The sequence below is a fragment of the Vibrio splendidus 12E03 genome, assembly GCF_000272105.2.
Taxonomy (GTDB): Bacteria; Pseudomonadota; Gammaproteobacteria; order Enterobacterales; family Vibrionaceae; genus Vibrio; species Vibrio splendidus_I.
This window is the reverse complement of sequence record NZ_AJZD02000313.1, coordinates 77,318-92,930: the sequence shown is the minus strand read 5'-3', so window position 1 is coordinate 92,930 and position 15,613 is coordinate 77,318. Positions and strand designations below refer to the sequence as shown.

Annotated in this window: 11 protein-coding genes; 5 read left to right on the top strand and 6 right to left on the bottom strand. The window is 44.0% G+C overall.

The genetic code is table 11. The features are described 5' to 3' along the window. The 4 genes from A142_RS20175 to fabV all read left to right on the top strand — a co-directional run. Positions 1–1,714: VCBS domain-containing protein (locus tag A142_RS20175; protein ID WP_019822623.1), on the top strand; the 1,714-nt coding region annotated here is incomplete at its 5' end. Positions 1,715–2,158: 444 nt separating this feature from the next. Next, the gene (locus A142_RS20170) at positions 2,159–2,788 is read left to right on the top strand and encodes a TetR/AcrR family transcriptional regulator (RefSeq protein ID WP_017065403.1); all 630 of its coding nucleotides are present in this window, start codon (positions 2,159–2,161) and stop codon (positions 2,786–2,788) included. Between the two features lie 55 nt (positions 2,789–2,843). Further along, positions 2,844–5,126, top strand: a complete 2,283-nt coding sequence (locus A142_RS20165; RefSeq protein WP_019822620.1) for an acyl-CoA dehydrogenase — start codon at positions 2,844–2,846, stop codon at positions 5,124–5,126. Between the two features lie 209 nt (positions 5,127–5,335). Further along, positions 5,336–6,538 carry an enoyl-ACP reductase FabV gene (gene fabV / locus A142_RS20160; protein ID WP_029405477.1) on the top strand — a complete coding sequence of 401 codons (1,203 nt, stop codon included), beginning with the start codon at positions 5,336–5,338 and terminating at the stop codon, positions 6,536–6,538. Between the two features lie 307 nt (positions 6,539–6,845). Here the strand turns inward: fabV and A142_RS20155 are convergent, their stop codons facing one another. Further along, positions 6,846–8,528 carry an aspartate:alanine antiporter gene (locus tag A142_RS20155; protein ID WP_019822610.1) on the bottom strand — a complete coding sequence of 561 codons (1,683 nt, stop codon included), beginning with the start codon at positions 8,526–8,528 and terminating at the stop codon, positions 6,846–6,848. A 249-nt stretch (positions 8,529–8,777) separates the two neighbouring features. Further along, the gene (locus A142_RS20150) at positions 8,778–9,041 is read right to left on the bottom strand and encodes a GrxA family glutaredoxin (RefSeq protein ID WP_009847069.1); all 264 of its coding nucleotides are present in this window, start codon (positions 9,039–9,041) and stop codon (positions 8,778–8,780) included. Positions 9,042–9,595: 554 nt separating this feature from the next. Between A142_RS20150 and A142_RS20145 the strand changes: the two genes are divergently transcribed. Then, on the top strand, positions 9,596–10,888 hold the full coding sequence (locus tag A142_RS20145; protein ID WP_019822608.1) for an iron-containing alcohol dehydrogenase: 1,293 nt from the start codon (positions 9,596–9,598) through the stop codon (positions 10,886–10,888). Between the two features lie 124 nt (positions 10,889–11,012). On the opposite strand, the gene A142_RS20140 is transcribed toward A142_RS20145, so the two are convergent. The 4 genes from A142_RS20140 to A142_RS20125 all read right to left on the bottom strand — a co-directional run bounded on the left by A142_RS20140 (position 11,013) and on the right by A142_RS20125 (position 15,595). After that, a complete protein-coding gene (locus A142_RS20140) occupies positions 11,013–11,867 on the bottom strand; it encodes a MurR/RpiR family transcriptional regulator (protein WP_004734686.1) in 855 nt (284 codons plus the stop codon). 359 nt (positions 11,868–12,226) lie between these two features. Continuing rightward, entirely contained in the window at positions 12,227–13,870 is a 1,644-nt protein-coding gene (gene panP, locus A142_RS20135; protein ID WP_017060397.1) for a pyridoxal-dependent aspartate 1-decarboxylase PanP, read from the bottom strand. Between the two features lie 118 nt (positions 13,871–13,988). Further along, entirely contained in the window at positions 13,989–14,516 is a 528-nt protein-coding gene (locus A142_RS20130) for a hypothetical protein (protein WP_017065407.1), read from the bottom strand. Between the two features lie 173 nt (positions 14,517–14,689). Continuing rightward, the gene (locus A142_RS20125; protein ID WP_019822606.1) at positions 14,690–15,595 is read right to left on the bottom strand and encodes a lysine exporter LysO family protein; all 906 of its coding nucleotides are present in this window, start codon (positions 15,593–15,595) and stop codon (positions 14,690–14,692) included. Positions 15,596–15,613 lie beyond the last annotated feature (18 nt).

Sequence of the window (15,613 nt, the reverse complement as noted above, 5' to 3'; positions counted from 1 at the left end):
AACCACAAGCGAAGTGACCATCACCATCAATGGTGCCGATGATCCATCTGAGATTACCGTTGGTGAAGGTGATTCTGACCTGGGTGAGGTGACGGAAGATGTTAATGTCGATCCTGATACTAACGAACTTTCAGTGTCAGGTACTTTAACGATTACTGATGTCGACACGAGTGACATGCCCGCCTTTAAACCTAATGGTGTGTTTACCCCTATTGGGTCTACTTATGCACTTGCTTTGGGTATTTTAACGATTACTCCAGAGGGCGCATGGAGTTATGTCGTTGATAACGATGCGGTTCAATACTTGAATGATGATGACACGGTTATTGAAAGATATGTGGTAACCGCGATCGATGGTGTAGAGCATGTTATCGAGATAACAATCAATGGTGTCAATGACGCACCTGAAGCGACCAGCTTTACGGTCGTTAATGATGAGGACGCGATTATACCTATTCTCTTCGATTCTGAAGATGGCGGCATGCCTGATTACATCTCAGATATAGAAGATGACCATGACGACATTCCACTTAATATTCGAATCGAAAGTTTGCCAACCAACGGCAGCCTCTTGTATACCGACGAAAATGGCGTCACGAGAGAAATTGTACAGTCTGATGTTGATAACGGTGAGTTGTTTGTTCCGAACAATATCAGCTTCGTTGCCGGGCCTGGAGAAATGTTTGAAATGGGCTTTAGTGGCGATCCTGAGGATATGCCAGAGCTTGTTGATGGTTTCTATAATTGGGGTGTGGAAGTTTCACCAACAGAGAGACTTATTACGCTAGATAACGGTAATACGATTACATTAACGATCGAAGATAACAATAATAAACCGTTGAAACAGTATCAAGGTGAGCAACCTCATGTCGGCTTTGGTATCGGTGATACAGACGGTAGAGGCATGAACAAACAGGAGACCTTGGTCCTCGACTTTACTAATAATCCATTAGAGGTTGTTGACTTTGGTTTAGATGGGTTGGGTGGTTCATTTAACACTGATAGCAATGTTTATGTTGAAGTGCTCTATACCTTTGCTGATGGCACGACTCAGACGGAGCAATATCAAAAAGATCCAGGAGATACGGGGAATAGCCAAATTCTGTATGATTTTAGTTATTCTTCACCAGACAATCCGATTGTTGGGATGGAGCTGTCATCGACAGGGGGCAGTTGGGAGTTACGCTATGTCCAAGGTAACGAGGCAGTAACCGAAGACCCGCAGTTTGATTATGTCGCGGTCGACTCTAATGGTGCAGAAAGCACGTTAGAGACGGTCACCATAGATATCGAAGAACCGCAGCAATATAACGTTATTAGTGCTGCGAGTAATGAACCTTTGTATGCGGAGTCAGGCAACGATCTGCTGATTGGAGATAGCGGAAACAACATTTTCACTTGGCTAGACTCTGCGCTCGACAACGGTACTGATATTATTAAAGATTTCGAGCTTTATACAGGTGGTTCTGGGGATCTGATTGACCTCAATGATTTGGTCGAAGACCCTCAAGATGAGACTCAAATGGCCGAGCTACTTGATGCGATTGAGGTCTCTGTCGACGGAGAAGATATCGCGTTGTCCATTCCAATCAATGGAGGGGATGATGTCCAAACTATCGTTGTTGAGGGGATTGCGACTGAACTAGGTGGTTCGGTTGACCTAGGTAATGACCTAGCCGTGCTGGGAGAGCTGATAAAAAATGATGCTGCTTAATTAGATAATGTGAAAGGTTCTAACGTTTAACGTAAGAAAAGCCCTCGATTTCGGGGGCTTTTTTGTGTCGAGTACCCGCTAAAGAAAAGGTATCGGAACAACACACAAAAAAAAGCCCAAACCAACGTGGTTTGGGCGGATACAAGTATAGGAGTTAATAAGGAAAATGCAGTAATTAAGAAAGCAGTGAGAAGAACAAGTTTGACGGCCTGTTAAACTTCTAAATACGCTGTTTTCTATATAATTTATGACCCACCATTTCCATTTCAGTTCCAAGAAAATTCATTATTTTTTTCTTTTTTTGTAAACACACAGCGATTCAATCGGTTAGTGCTGAGTTTTATTAACTGGTACGACCAATTTGTGAAAATGTGATGTTGCTTGCTTGTTAAATAAATGTACTAAGCGTATATTTCAAACAGTTGTTTAATACGAGTGATTGAAATGGCACCAAGAAGTACAACCAAAGACAAAATCTTAGATGTGGCTGAAGGCTTATTTGCTGAGCACGGTTTTAATGACACCTCTTTACGCACGATTACGAGTAAAGCGAATGTCAACTTAGCTTCAGTGAACTATCACTTTGGCGATAAGAAGACTCTGGTTCGTGCGGTACTCAATCGTTACTTAGAAGCATTTATGCCAGCACTGCAAGATGCATTAGTGAACTTAAACTTGAACGAAACGTATTCTATGAGTGACGTGTTTGAGTCGTTGAGACAGCCACTAAGAGCACTTAATGATGTTAGGCCAAATGGTACAAGCCGGTTCATGTTACTTATCGGCAGAGGCTATACAGATGTGCAAGGACACTTGCGTTGGTTCATTACTACCCGTTATAGCGAAGTACTTTCTTTGTTTACAACGTCAGTAATGAAGGCGAATCCGAACCTCACTCAAGAACAGTTATTTTGGCGATTACACTTCACCCTAGGGACTTGTGTATTCACCATGGCATCAAGTCAGGCTCTGGTAGAAATTGCAGAGAATGACTATGACAGAAAGATAGATGCTAAGGCAGTGGTCGATATTCTTATTCCATATTTAGCCGCTGGCATGTCAGCAGAAGAATAAAACAATAAAAAGCGAAACATTCACAACCAATATAGTGAACAAAAGGATCTGAACTATGAGCTCTCTAAGACAAAAATGGGTAAGTGACCCAGCTTTTAAACTCTTTAAAAAAGTACTACCACCACTATCTAGCACCGAGAAAGAAGCGATGGAAGCGGGTAGCGTGTGGTGGGACGGAGAGCTGTTTTCTGGCAAACCAGATTTCACTAAGCTGCACCAATACCCTAAACCTCAGCTGACAGCAGAAGAGCAATCGTTCATGGATAATGAGCTTGGAACTTTGCTGGCTATGCTTGATGACCACCAAATTGTAAAAGAAGATCGAGACCTTCCTGAAGAAGTGTGGAACTTCTTACGTAAAGAGCGTTTCTTTTCTCTTATTATTGCGAAAGAGTACGGCGGTCGTGAATTCTCAGCACACGCCAACTCAACTATCGTAACTAAGATTGCGACTCGCAGTATCAGTACTGCGGTTTCGGTAATGGTTCCAAACTCTCTTGGTCCTGGTGAGCTGCTTTCTCACTACGGAACGCAAGATCAAAAAGACTACTGGCTGCCTCGTCTTGCTGACGGTACAGATATCCCATGTTTCGCACTAACAGGCCCTGAAGCAGGTTCTGATGCGGGTGGTATCCCTGATGTAGGTACAGTTTGTATGGGCATGCACGAAGGTAAAGAGACACTAGGCATCAAGCTTAACTGGAACAAACGCTATATTACGCTAGCACCAGTAGCGACAGTACTTGGTCTGGCTTTCAAACTGCACGATCCAGAAAAGCTACTGGGTGATAAAGAAGACATTGGCATCACTTGTGCGCTTATCCCAGCAGATCACGAAGGTGTTGTAATTGGTGAACGTCATGACCCACTTGGTCTTGCATTCATGAATGGTCCAACACGCGGTCACGATGTGTTTATCCCTATGGAATGGCTAATCGGTGGCGCAGATTACGCAGGTAAAGGCTGGCGTATGCTGGTGGAATGTCTGTCTGCAGGTCGTGGTATTTCACTACCCGCACTGGGTACAGCAATGGGCCACCTAACTGCAAGAACAACTGGCGCATACGCGTATGTTCGTAAGCAGTTTGGTATGTCGATTGGTAAGTTTGAAGGTGTTGCAGAGAGTTTAGGCCGTATTGGTGGCTTAACGTATCTACTAGAAGCGACTCGTACACTGACAACTACTTCACTTGATATGAAAGAGAAGCCGGGTATCGTCACGGCTATCGCGAAATATCATATGACAGAGATGGCACGTACTATCCTGAATGATTCAATGGATATTCACTCTGGTCGTGCAATTCAAGATGGTCCAATGAACTACTTGGCTGCGCCTTATCTAGGTATTCCAGTTGCTATCACAGTAGAAGGTGCGAACATACTGACTCGTAACCTGATGATCTTTGGTCAAGGTGCGACACGTTGTCATCCATACGTGTTGAGCGAAATGGAAGCGGCAGCAAATCCAGACGAGAAGCAAGGTGCTAAAGACTTTGATAACTTGCTGTTCAAGCATATCTCTCACGCAACTAAGAACACGTTTGGCGCGCTTGGCGCAGCACTAACTGGCTCTAAGTTCATTAAAGCCGACATGAGCGGTCCAACTAAGCCTTACTACCAAGACTTAACTCGTCTAAGCCGTGCGCTTGCTGTAAGTGCGGACTTCGCAATGCTAACGCTAGGTGGCGAACTGAAACGTAAAGAGCTTATCTCAGCACGTTTAGGCGATGGTCTAAGTTACCTATACATGGCGTCTGCTGCGCTTAAGAAGTATGAAGACGAAGGTCGTCAACAAGCTGACCTGGACTACGTGCACTACGCGGTTCAACACTGTTTCCACAATGCGGCTAAGTCACTACAAGAAGCGTACAGAAACTTCCCGAACAAGATGGTAGGTAAAGTACTTAAAGGTCTAGTTTTCCCTGTCGGTAACCACTTCGAAAAACCAAGTGATAACCTAACAGTGCAACTAGCAGAAAGCTTGATGACTCCGGGCGCACACCGCGAACGTCTGACTCACCTTTGCTACATCGGCAAGGAAGAAGAGGACAGTGTTGGCCTGATGGAGAACGCGTTCAATGCGATGTACAGCATCAAGCCGTTAGAGCGTAAGATCTTCAAAGCAGTGAAAGAGGGCAAAGTGGCTCGTAAAGGCTTACTGCAAGACAAACTTGCTCAAGCACTTGCTGCTGATGTGCTAACGCAAGAAGAAGTCGACCAAATTGTGGCTGCCGATAAACTGCGTTACGCTGCGATTCAAGTTGACCACTTCAGTCATGACTTTAGTGAAACTTTGACGCGAAAAGAGTTAAAACCTAAGCTAAATAGCGTTGCTTAGATAAAGAAACGATAAAAGGCACCTAATTAGGTGCCTTTTTTGTTTTTGTCGTAGAAGTCGCAATAGATGCGTTAACAAATGGTGACTTAGTCAGCAAATATCAGCTGAGTGCTCCAACCACTTGCATTTTCACCACATTTTTACAGAAATTAGATGCCATTTGCGTACGAAACTTTTATCCTTAACCTGATTTTTTAAGGAAGTTGAATATGATCATCAAACCTCGAATTCGCGGATTCATCTGTACTACAACACATCCAGTCGGTTGTGAAGCTAATGTAAAAGAACAAATTGCTTACACAAAAGCTCAAGGCCCAATCGCAAACGCACCTAAACGTGTACTAGTTGTTGGCTCTTCAAGTGGCTACGGCTTGTCTTCACGTATTGCGGCTGCATTTGGTGGCGGCGCTTCAACTATCGGTGTTTTCTTCGAGAAAGCCGGTACTGAGAAAAAGCCGGGCACAGCTGGTTTTTACAACTCAGCAGCGTTCGACAAGCTAGCTAAAGAAGAAGGCCTGTATTCAAAAAGCCTGAACGGCGATGCTTTCTCTAACGAAGCGAAACAGAAAACGATTGACCTGATCAAAGAAGATCTAGGCCAAATCGATATGGTTGTGTACTCACTGGCGTCTCCAGTGCGTAAAATGCCAGAGACTGGCGAAGTGATTCGTTCAGCTCTAAAACCTATCGGTGAAACGTACACATCAACGGCTGTTGATACCAACAAAGACATGATCATCGAAGCAAGTGTTGAGCCTGCATCTGAAGAAGAGATCAAAGACACTGTTACAGTAATGGGCGGTGAAGATTGGGAACTTTGGATCAACGCTCTATCTGAAGCGGGTGTTCTAGCTGACGGTTGTAAAACTGTTGCTTACAGCTACATCGGTACTGAACTAACGTGGCCAATCTACTGGGATGGCGCGCTAGGTAAAGCTAAGATGGATCTAGACCGTGCAGCGTCAGCGCTTAACGAGAAACTAGGCCAAACTGGCGGTACTGCAAACGTTGCTGTTCTTAAGTCTGTAGTGACTCAAGCAAGTTCTGCAATCCCTGTAATGCCTCTTTACATCGCTATGGTGTTCAAGAAGATGCGTGAAGAAGGTATTCACGAAGGCTGTATGGAACAGATCTTCCGTATGTTCAGCCAACGTCTATACAAAGAAGATGGCAGCGCAGCAGAAGTGGATGAAGTGAACCGTCTACGTCTAGATGACTTAGAACTTCGTGAAGACATTCAAGATCACTGTCGTAACCTATGGCCTCAAATCACAACTGAGAACCTAAAAGAACTGACTGACTACGTAGAGTACAAAGAAGAGTTCTTGAAGCTATTCGGTTTCGGTGTTGAAGGTGTTGATTACGAAGCTGAGGTTAACCCAGCTGTTGAGTTTGATGTAGCTGATATCTAATTCAAACTATCGAATCTAAACAAAATAGGCGCTCATTGAGCGCCTATTTTTTTGTCTTAAAAGCAGATACGGGATTCGAGTGTCGAGATTCGAAAAGATCTAAGAGCGGATGAGAAATTCGAGTGGCGGGATACGAAGAGCTTAAGAGCGGATACGAGTGACGAGATTCGAGATACGAAGAGAGCTAAGAGCATGAGCGGGGAAGGAGGCTTGAACTGCTAAAAACAAGCAATAAAAAATGCACTAACCCAAAGTGAATTAGTGCATTCGAAATATCTAAGCTTGGTTGCTTTTAAAGCAGCAGACGCTAGCTAATTATGATGATGAAAGTACCTGCTAAAGTCATCAATATATTGGCTATCGCGTAAGTACCCGCGTAACCCAGAGCCGGAATCGTTGAGCGAGCGTGATCATTTACGATGTCCATAGCTGGAGCACAGGTTCGCGCACCAATGATCGCGCCAAACAGCAACGCTCGGTTCATCTTCAACACGTAAGCGCCAACCAAATAAGCAAAGAATACTGGCAGCACACTCACTACTAGGGCGATACCTATTACCTGTGGGCCAACTTGGGTTAAGTGCTCAAATATCTTACCACCGGCGCTTAAGCCGATACCGACCATAAAGAACATCAAGCCGAGGTCTTTGACCATGTTTAACGCACCCTGAGGAACATAACCGAAAGTAGGGTGGTTCGCTCGTAAGAAGCCCAGCATGATGCCTGATAGAAGAAGGCCAACCGCGTTGCCTAGTCCAAAAGACACCTGACCGAATGTCATGGTGATCAAACCAAACAAAATACCCAAAATGAAGAAGCTACAGAAGGCCATCAAATCCGCCATTTGGCTGTGGATTGAGATGAAACCAATTTTTTCAGCTAGGCCGTGCACTCGACTCTTTTCACCACTCACCTGTAGGACGTCACCTTTAGAAAGCACGATGTTTAAGTCCATCGGCATTTCAATCTGAGCACGCACTACGCGGTTAAGGAAACAGCCATATTCAGACAGGTTTAAGTCAGATAGACGTTTACCTGCGATGCTGTCACTTTTAACGACGATCTCTTCTTCCACGATACGCAGGTCGAGAAGGTTACGGTCGAAAACCTCTTTACCGTTACGGAAGCTTGGGTCTAGACGAGCGTGGCTATCTGGGAAACCAACCAATGCGATTTCGTCACCTTCTTGCAGAATTGCATCACCATCTGGGTGGGCAAGAATACCATTACGACGAATACGTTCGATGTAACAGCCTGTTTGGCGATAGATACCCAATTCACGCAGGTTCTTACCGTCAGTCCAAGAGATAAGCTCTGGTCCCACACGATAAGCACGAATGATAGGAAGATAAACCTTACGTTGACCAGAAGCACCTAGACCGCGTTCCTGAGCGATTTGTTCAGCTGAGTCGTGCAGGTTCACTTTCTGCAGCTTTGGAATCAGGCGAGCGAACATGATCATACTGATTAAGCCAACCAAGTAAGCCATCGCGTAACCCACTGATAGGTTTTCGATAATCAGGCTCAAATCCATATTTCTTGGTAATTCTGCAAGCCCAGAATTCAGAGCATCTTGAGCACCTACCAATATCGGCGTTGCTGTTAAGGCACCTGCCATCATGCCTGCAGATAAACCAAAGCCTAGGCCAAGGTAATGACTGCTGAAATAGGTTAAGGCAATCGCAGTAGAAAGTACCACAAGGCTTAGAATGAGGTAGTGCTTACCGTCTCTGAAAAAGATACCGAAGAAGTTTGGACCCGCTTCAATGCCAACACAGTAGATGAACAGCATGAAGCCAATGGTGAGTGCATCTGCATTAAAAGAAAAGCCAAGATGTCCCATAACGAGGGAAGTAATCAGAACACCGATTGAGTTGCCGAGTTGGAGACTACCGAAACGAATTTTACCAATGGCTAATCCAATCGATAAAACAACAAAGATGAGGAGAATGGGGTTTTGTTCTAACAGAAAAACAACGTCGATATTCACAGTGGTCGCTCAATAATTGGCGTGAAACACAGGGTAAGTTTGAGGGGTGAATTGTATCTAAATATAAATAAATTATAAGCGATATTTTGCTATTTTACTTGATTTTGACCTTATTCTTATTCCGTATGAAAACTGGTTATAAAAAAGCCCGCTACAGTGAGCGGGCTTTCTATAAATCGTACAGTCTAACGACTAAATGGGGCAGCTGTTTAAGGCTTTAGCCTTGATTCTCGTTTGAGAAATCCTAGCTTAGTCGAAAAGACCTAGGTTTTCTTTTGCGTATGCTTCAAATTCTGTGCAGCCGCCGATGTGGTCTTGGTCGATGAAGATTTGTGGCACTGTGTCTACAGGTTTACCAACAGTCTTCTCTAGATCAGCTTTGCTGATGCCTTCAGCGTGGATGTCAACGTAACGGTAGTTGAAGTCATCGCGTTTAGCTTTAAGAGTTTCAGCATGCTCTTTTGCACGAACACAGAATGGGCAAGCAGGGCGACCAAAAATAACTACAAACATTTAATTTCTCCTAAATACGGGATGAGGCTCGTTAACTCATTTATGTTAACTATTCTTTTATGAATGCCACTCAAAATTTCTTAAAACCAACTATGCCTCAATGCTATGGGGAAATAAAGATGGAATTGCCTCTTAATACAATAGGTTTTGCCTATCAGAGCAAATAATGGTCACAAAAAGGATCCGTGATGATTTTTGATGGGTATCTAGGTTGAGTACCCATAATTTAAGAGTGTGAATTACCCCTAAGAATAGGACTTTAATCCATCTTTAATGCGACAAGTTGCACCTTGTCAAAAAACGTACTCATAGAACGAGGCATCTTAATACTGATGCGCGGGAAAGAAGCTGAATTGAAAAGGGGCAGCATGGCGTAAATACACGGACAGCCACCATGTGCGGTATTCTTTGGTAGCCATCTGTTGTTTTCAGCAAACTCTTACCCTCGCTACTAAATCTGTCAGTTAAAAAGGCAAGAAAAAACGAGCTACAAAGTCTACATTCCAAAAACCAAGAGTTCGCAGTTTTGTTCGGTCATAGGCGCAGGAGGCACCATGTTTCAATTTATGACATCTACAAAGATCATCTTTGGTGATGGAGCACTTTCCGCTTCATTGTCTCTCTTTAATCAATATGGCTACAGTGTGCTATTGGTTACAGGCAATACATTAGAGCGCACTTCAATTGTTACTGACTATCTGGATGCGCAGAGTATGCGTTATCAGCACATTGCCGTTTCCGGTGAACCTAATATTAAAATGGTTGAAGAGGCGGCTATTTCTGCTCGTCGATTTAAGCCTGACATGGTCGTCGCCATGGGCGGTGGCAGTGCCATCGATATGGGAAAAGCGTTAGCCGCGGTTTTACCTAATCAAGGCAATTTATATGACTATGTTGAAGTGGTCGGGCGTAATGTTCCTCTTAAAACCAAACCACTTCCGTTTATCGCAATTCCAACCACAGCGAGTACCGGCGCCGAAGTCACTAAAAACGCGGTGCTGAAATCAGGCCAAGACCAAGTAAAAATCAGCCTTAGAAGCCCAGACATGCTGGCTGACGTTGCGATTGTCGATCCAACCCTAACTCATGGAACTAATCTTTATCTATCTGGACGAGGTGCGATGGATGCCTTTACTCATCTAATGGAAGCCTACGTGTGTGGTGAGCCGAATCCGTTAACCGACATGATTTGTGAAGAAGGGCTGCGTAAGTTGAGTGGTTCTGTGGTTCAGGCATGTGTTTATGATGAGCCTCAAGCGCGTTCTGATCTTGCTTTCGCCTCTATGCTCGGTGGTATGGCGATAACCAATGCCAAGCTTGGCGCAGCCCATGGTTTAGCCTCTGCATTAGGAGGTAAGATTTCTGCGCCTCATAGTGTGATTACCGCGCGCTTAGCGCCATTTGTGATGTTGGAGAACATAGCTGTCGCGAAAGAGCAGCAAAGAAGCGACATCCTAGCGCGTTATCAGCGAATCGCTCAGATAATAACAGGTAACGTAGAAGCAGTAGAAGAGGAGGCAATTTCTTGGTTATCGGAAGTGCTTGATACGCTTAAGTTACCCAACTTGCTGGAATTTGGTGTCTGTGAAGCACAGTTTGATGAGGTGTCTACAGATGCGCTCAAATCCGTGGCGATTAAAGGAAACCCTTTGCCGCTTAACCATGAGAGGCTCGTACACATTTTGAAGCAGGTGTGTGAGAAGTGCAGTTGTAGAGAAGGGCATCATGAGGGAGCTTCAATGAATCAAATTGGGCAAGAGCCAGCTGTCGAGTCGAGCTTTACCATTATCAATTCTTATGCGTCCGAAAACAGCGTGGTTGAGAAGGGCAATAGTTGGACTATCTAACGGTCTTAAACTCGTTCGTTGTATAAGTCATTTTATACAGACAAATAAAAACGGAGCTCTAGGCTCCGTTTTTTTAATTTAACTTGTTCTCTGGTCATCTGTTTTCAGTTCATGACTAAGCAGATTAGAACTGAGAGTACTTCTCGTAACGTGAATCACGAAGTGACTCTTTGACGCGCTTTAGGTTCTCTCTGAAACCAGAACCACGACGTAGCGTAAAGCCTGTCGCTAGCACATCGATAACCGTCATCTGAACAACGCGACTTGCCATTGGCATGTAAACGTCAGTGTCTTCTGGAACATCCAGAGAAATAGACAACGAGCTCGCTTTATCCAGTGGAGAATCTTTTGCTGTGATAGCAATAACTGTCGCACCGTTTTCACGCGCTAAGTTTGCAATCTCAACTTGGCTTTTAGTGCGGCCAGTATGAGAGATAAGAACAATAACGTCGTTATCACTGCAGTTAATGCAGCTCATTCGTTGCATCACGATGTCTTCGAAACACGTGATTGGGATATTAAAACGAATGAACTTGTTTTGAGCATCTTTGGCGACAGCAGAAGAGGCACCCAGTCCGAAGAATGAAATGCGTTTTGCTTGAGTCAACAAGTCAACCGCACGGTTTACTTGCATCGCATCTAAACTGTTTTTAGCAACGTCTAGACACGCCATAGTTGATTCGAAAATCTTATGCGTATAAGCATCTGGACCATCATCTTCTTCAACATTACGGTTCACGTAAGGTGTACCGTTCGCCAAGCTTTGAGCTAGGTGAAGTTTGAAGTCAGGGAAGCCCTTTGTGTCTAATCGACGACAGAAGCGGTTAACTGTAGGCTCACTCACGTCAGCCATTTTAGCTAAAGTAGCAATGCTAGAATGAATTGCAGTTTGAGGGGAAGCCATAATTACTTCGGCTACCTTGCGCTCAGACTTGCTGAAATTTTCCAGATTTTTTTGTATTTTTTCTAATGTATTCATAGTGTTCACAAGGGTATAGAGAACAACTTGCTAGTTAATATCTTTTACCAGGGGGTATGGCTGAAGCAAATATCAGTAAACACAAAGCCAAATGTATATTCGGTATCGTAAATACTGCTGCGTCAAATAGATATCAAGCTAACTAGCACCATAGAGTCAGTATAAACCCAACATACTATTTACTAATACAAAAACAGGGCATGAATGCTTAAGAATATGACAAACCTCAACAAAATTTTAGAAAACTACAGAATTGGAAGAGAGTTTGAGCAAAAAGAATGCAAAATGAGTATGAACTGACAGGTTAGTTACATCAAAAAGAAAGAAATTTTCAATTTGATGCAACTAAAATTGAATGACTATGCGTTGATTTGCGTAACCAGTTTGTTGATTTTGCCCATCAAGTTTGGTGCTAGTTTAGAGATCTCACGTTGTTCCTCAAGCACTGACGAAAGAATGTCATTGCCTGTTAGTGGGTTTGCTAACACCACGCGGAAAACGATGATTGGCTGATGTACCCATGCTTCAGGGTTTAAGCGTGTACGTGACACGAAAGACTTACCTGTTTCACGCTGTTTCTTCTGAATAAATTTCGTGAGTTCATTGAGCAACTCATTCAGTTCGACACGATGTTCAGGCTCAGCTTTAAGGAGTGCAGCTTTGACTGATTCAGGCACGTAGCGATAAGTCAGTAGGCAAAGCTCAGGTTCTGAAACCAGTTCGAAGTCGCTTTGATCTTTAATTAGGTCGGCAAAGTAGCGCGCTTTGTTGATGCTTTGGTCGATCAGCAGTTCATAACCTGGGCGGCTAATGATGTGCATTGCGGCGTAAACCAGCATTGCCATACCTGAACGAGAACCTTCTAACGTATGGCTACCTAAATCTTTTGAGCCTTTACGAAGAATGTATTGAGCATGATGTTCAATCGCTGTCATCGCATCTGGCTTCTTAAACAGAACCATGCCCGCACCCATTGGGATATAAAGCTGTTTATGCGCATCAATCGTGACTGAATCCGCCAGTTCAATACCATCAAGCAGGTGACGATGATTGTTGGACATTAGAGTCGCACCGCCCCAAGCAGCATCAACGTGGAAATGACAATCGGATTCGGCACACACCTCAGCAATGTCTCTTAGCGGGTCGATATTACCGGTTTCGGTTGTACCAGCCACACCAATGACGGCGAAAGGTTTGATCTTGTTCTGCTTGAGTTGCTCAATCTTGAGTCTTAGATCATCAGTACAAATACGATTGTCATTATCTGTTTTAACAGACACTAGACCTTCTTGACCAATACCAAGGACATCCGCGGCTTTTTTCAGAGAGTAGTGACCACGTTCAGAGACTAAGATGGCAAGCCCTTCGTAGTCGTAGTGCTTCATGGCTTTAAACAAGCCCTCTTTTTCCACACCTTTGAACGAACCTTGTGCTTTTAGTGCGTTGTTACGTGCAACCCAAAGCGCCGTAATGTTCGCGATGGTACCGCCAGAACAAAACGCACCTAAAGAGTGGTTTGCGCTGTGCATCCAACGAGAATAAAACTGGTCACTATCTTGATAAATCAGGCGATGTAACATGCCCAGAACTTGACGTTCTAGGGGAGTGAAAGCTTTTGAGGTCTCGATTTTTACTAGATTCTGATTCAACGCAATCATGATTTTTGAAAGCGGCATCAGGAAGTACGGCAACGCAGAGGTCATGTGGCCAATAAAACTTGGCGAAGACGTGTGAACCGAATGAGACACAAGAGAATCGAGGAGATGCTCAGTATGTTCAGAAACAAACTCAGGCTGCTCTGGGATATGAGCATTTGAAAAATCTTTCTCAATTTCACGCAGCGGCTTTTCTTCAGCCACAATATGTTCACGTAAGAATTGATTCAGGTTTCGTGAAAGTTTGTCTTCAATTTGAGTGAGTGTTGAATCTGGGCCTTCAGGTACCGTGAAGATACGTAGAAGACTGTCGAAGCTAACATCTGCTGTTTTTTGTTCCGTAACCATAGCAAGCGAGTTATTTTTCTAATATTGACGCGAGCGGGACAATCTAAACGAAAACGGGAACAATGTCCCGTCTTAATTATGAAATCCAACTTCTCAAAAAAGCATATTAAATGCGGGGTTATTTACACTTAATCGCTTCAAGTTTACTGATCGACTGATTGTAACGCTGTAGCGCCGAGTCGATTTGCTTAGGGTGGCTAAGCAATTCTGCAAAGGCAGAACGTAGCTCGTAGTTTTGAGCGTGAGGCGTTGATTGGCGGTCGTCGAACGTTGTTTTCGCGATTTTACCAAGCTCATCATCACGTGTTGATAGCGTTTTAATGTCGTGTTGCTCAAGTTGCAACCAGCCTTCTACAGGCTGCTCTGTTGCCACTTTGCTTGAATCGTTCACAAGGTAGTAGTTAACCGCAGCACGATTCAGCTCAAAGTGGTGCTTACGACCTTCTAGGAACCACTCACTCACTTCTGTTAGCTCTGGATATTGCTCAGAGGTTAATGCAGCAAGGTCGGCATACCAATTCAAAGAAGCGTCGATGTACGCATCATATTTTTTTGCTTGGCACTGGTTTGTCTCAGACATTGAATCTGCTGCAAAAGAGAAAGTAGAAGTTGAAGCTAGCAGTAATGCGACGCAAAGGCGTTTCATAGTAGTTCCTTTTGTAAGTTTATTCTTTTTATAACTTTGTCGTTATAGGTTACCGTGATCGTTATTTGTTGAGCAATGACACTTAGTGTCTTTTTATTTCGGTAACTGTATCGGTGTCTGGGCATTGGTATTCGAGTTGCATTCTAATCTAAAACAAACGCTATTCCTGCGATCTAGTTAGCAAGAGATACAAAGAACAACATCAATATCGGAACAAGCAAACTGAGGATAAAGCCACTGACGATAGCGATAGGCACACATCGAACGCCGCCTGTTGTTTGAATGACCGGTAGGGTGAAGTCCATCGCAGTCGCACCAGCATAACCAATGGAAGTGCATGGATAACTGCGAATCAGCACTGGAATCAGTACCAAGGCAACTAACTCTCTTAACAGTTCAAGCATGAAAGAAGCGCCACCATAGACAGGGCCAAAGGCGTCACCCATTAAGATGCCAGCCAGAGAGTACCAACCAAATCCGGAAGACATTGCCAAGGCTTTGAACAAAGGGATATCTAGGATGTAAGCCGCGATAATACCACCTAACATTGAGGTGATGATAATGGTGATTGCGATAACCATGCCGTGCTTGTTGAGTAAGATCTGACGAAGTGTGAGTCCGCTATTACGCAGTTGAATGCCGATAAAGAACAGGAGAACAAACAAAATCCATTCGCTTGCGGTATCAACCCAATCAAGGCCAATAGGCAGCACCAAGCCAGCGATTAGCCCTGAACCCACCACTAAGATGAGTTTGGCAGATTCCATCGCCATAGAAGAGAGGGGAAGCTTCTTCTTGCTACTGTCGGTTTTGAGTGGCAATAACTTATCAATAGCGGGCAGTGCCATTAGGTTACAAATGCTTAAGCAGACAAAGAAAGTGACGGTATATAGAAGGATTGTCTGCAGATTACTGCCTAGGTTATCGAGGGCGGCTAAGCTTAGTCCCATCAACGCCAGAATCACGTAGATCAACCGCGATGTTGAGCGGTTGATAAATTCTAATGTCTGAGCGTTCGAAATTGCAAAAAGATACCCCACGACGAGTGGCGCAAATATAAAGATCATCCCTGTAAACATGCTTTCCCCATTGCATTT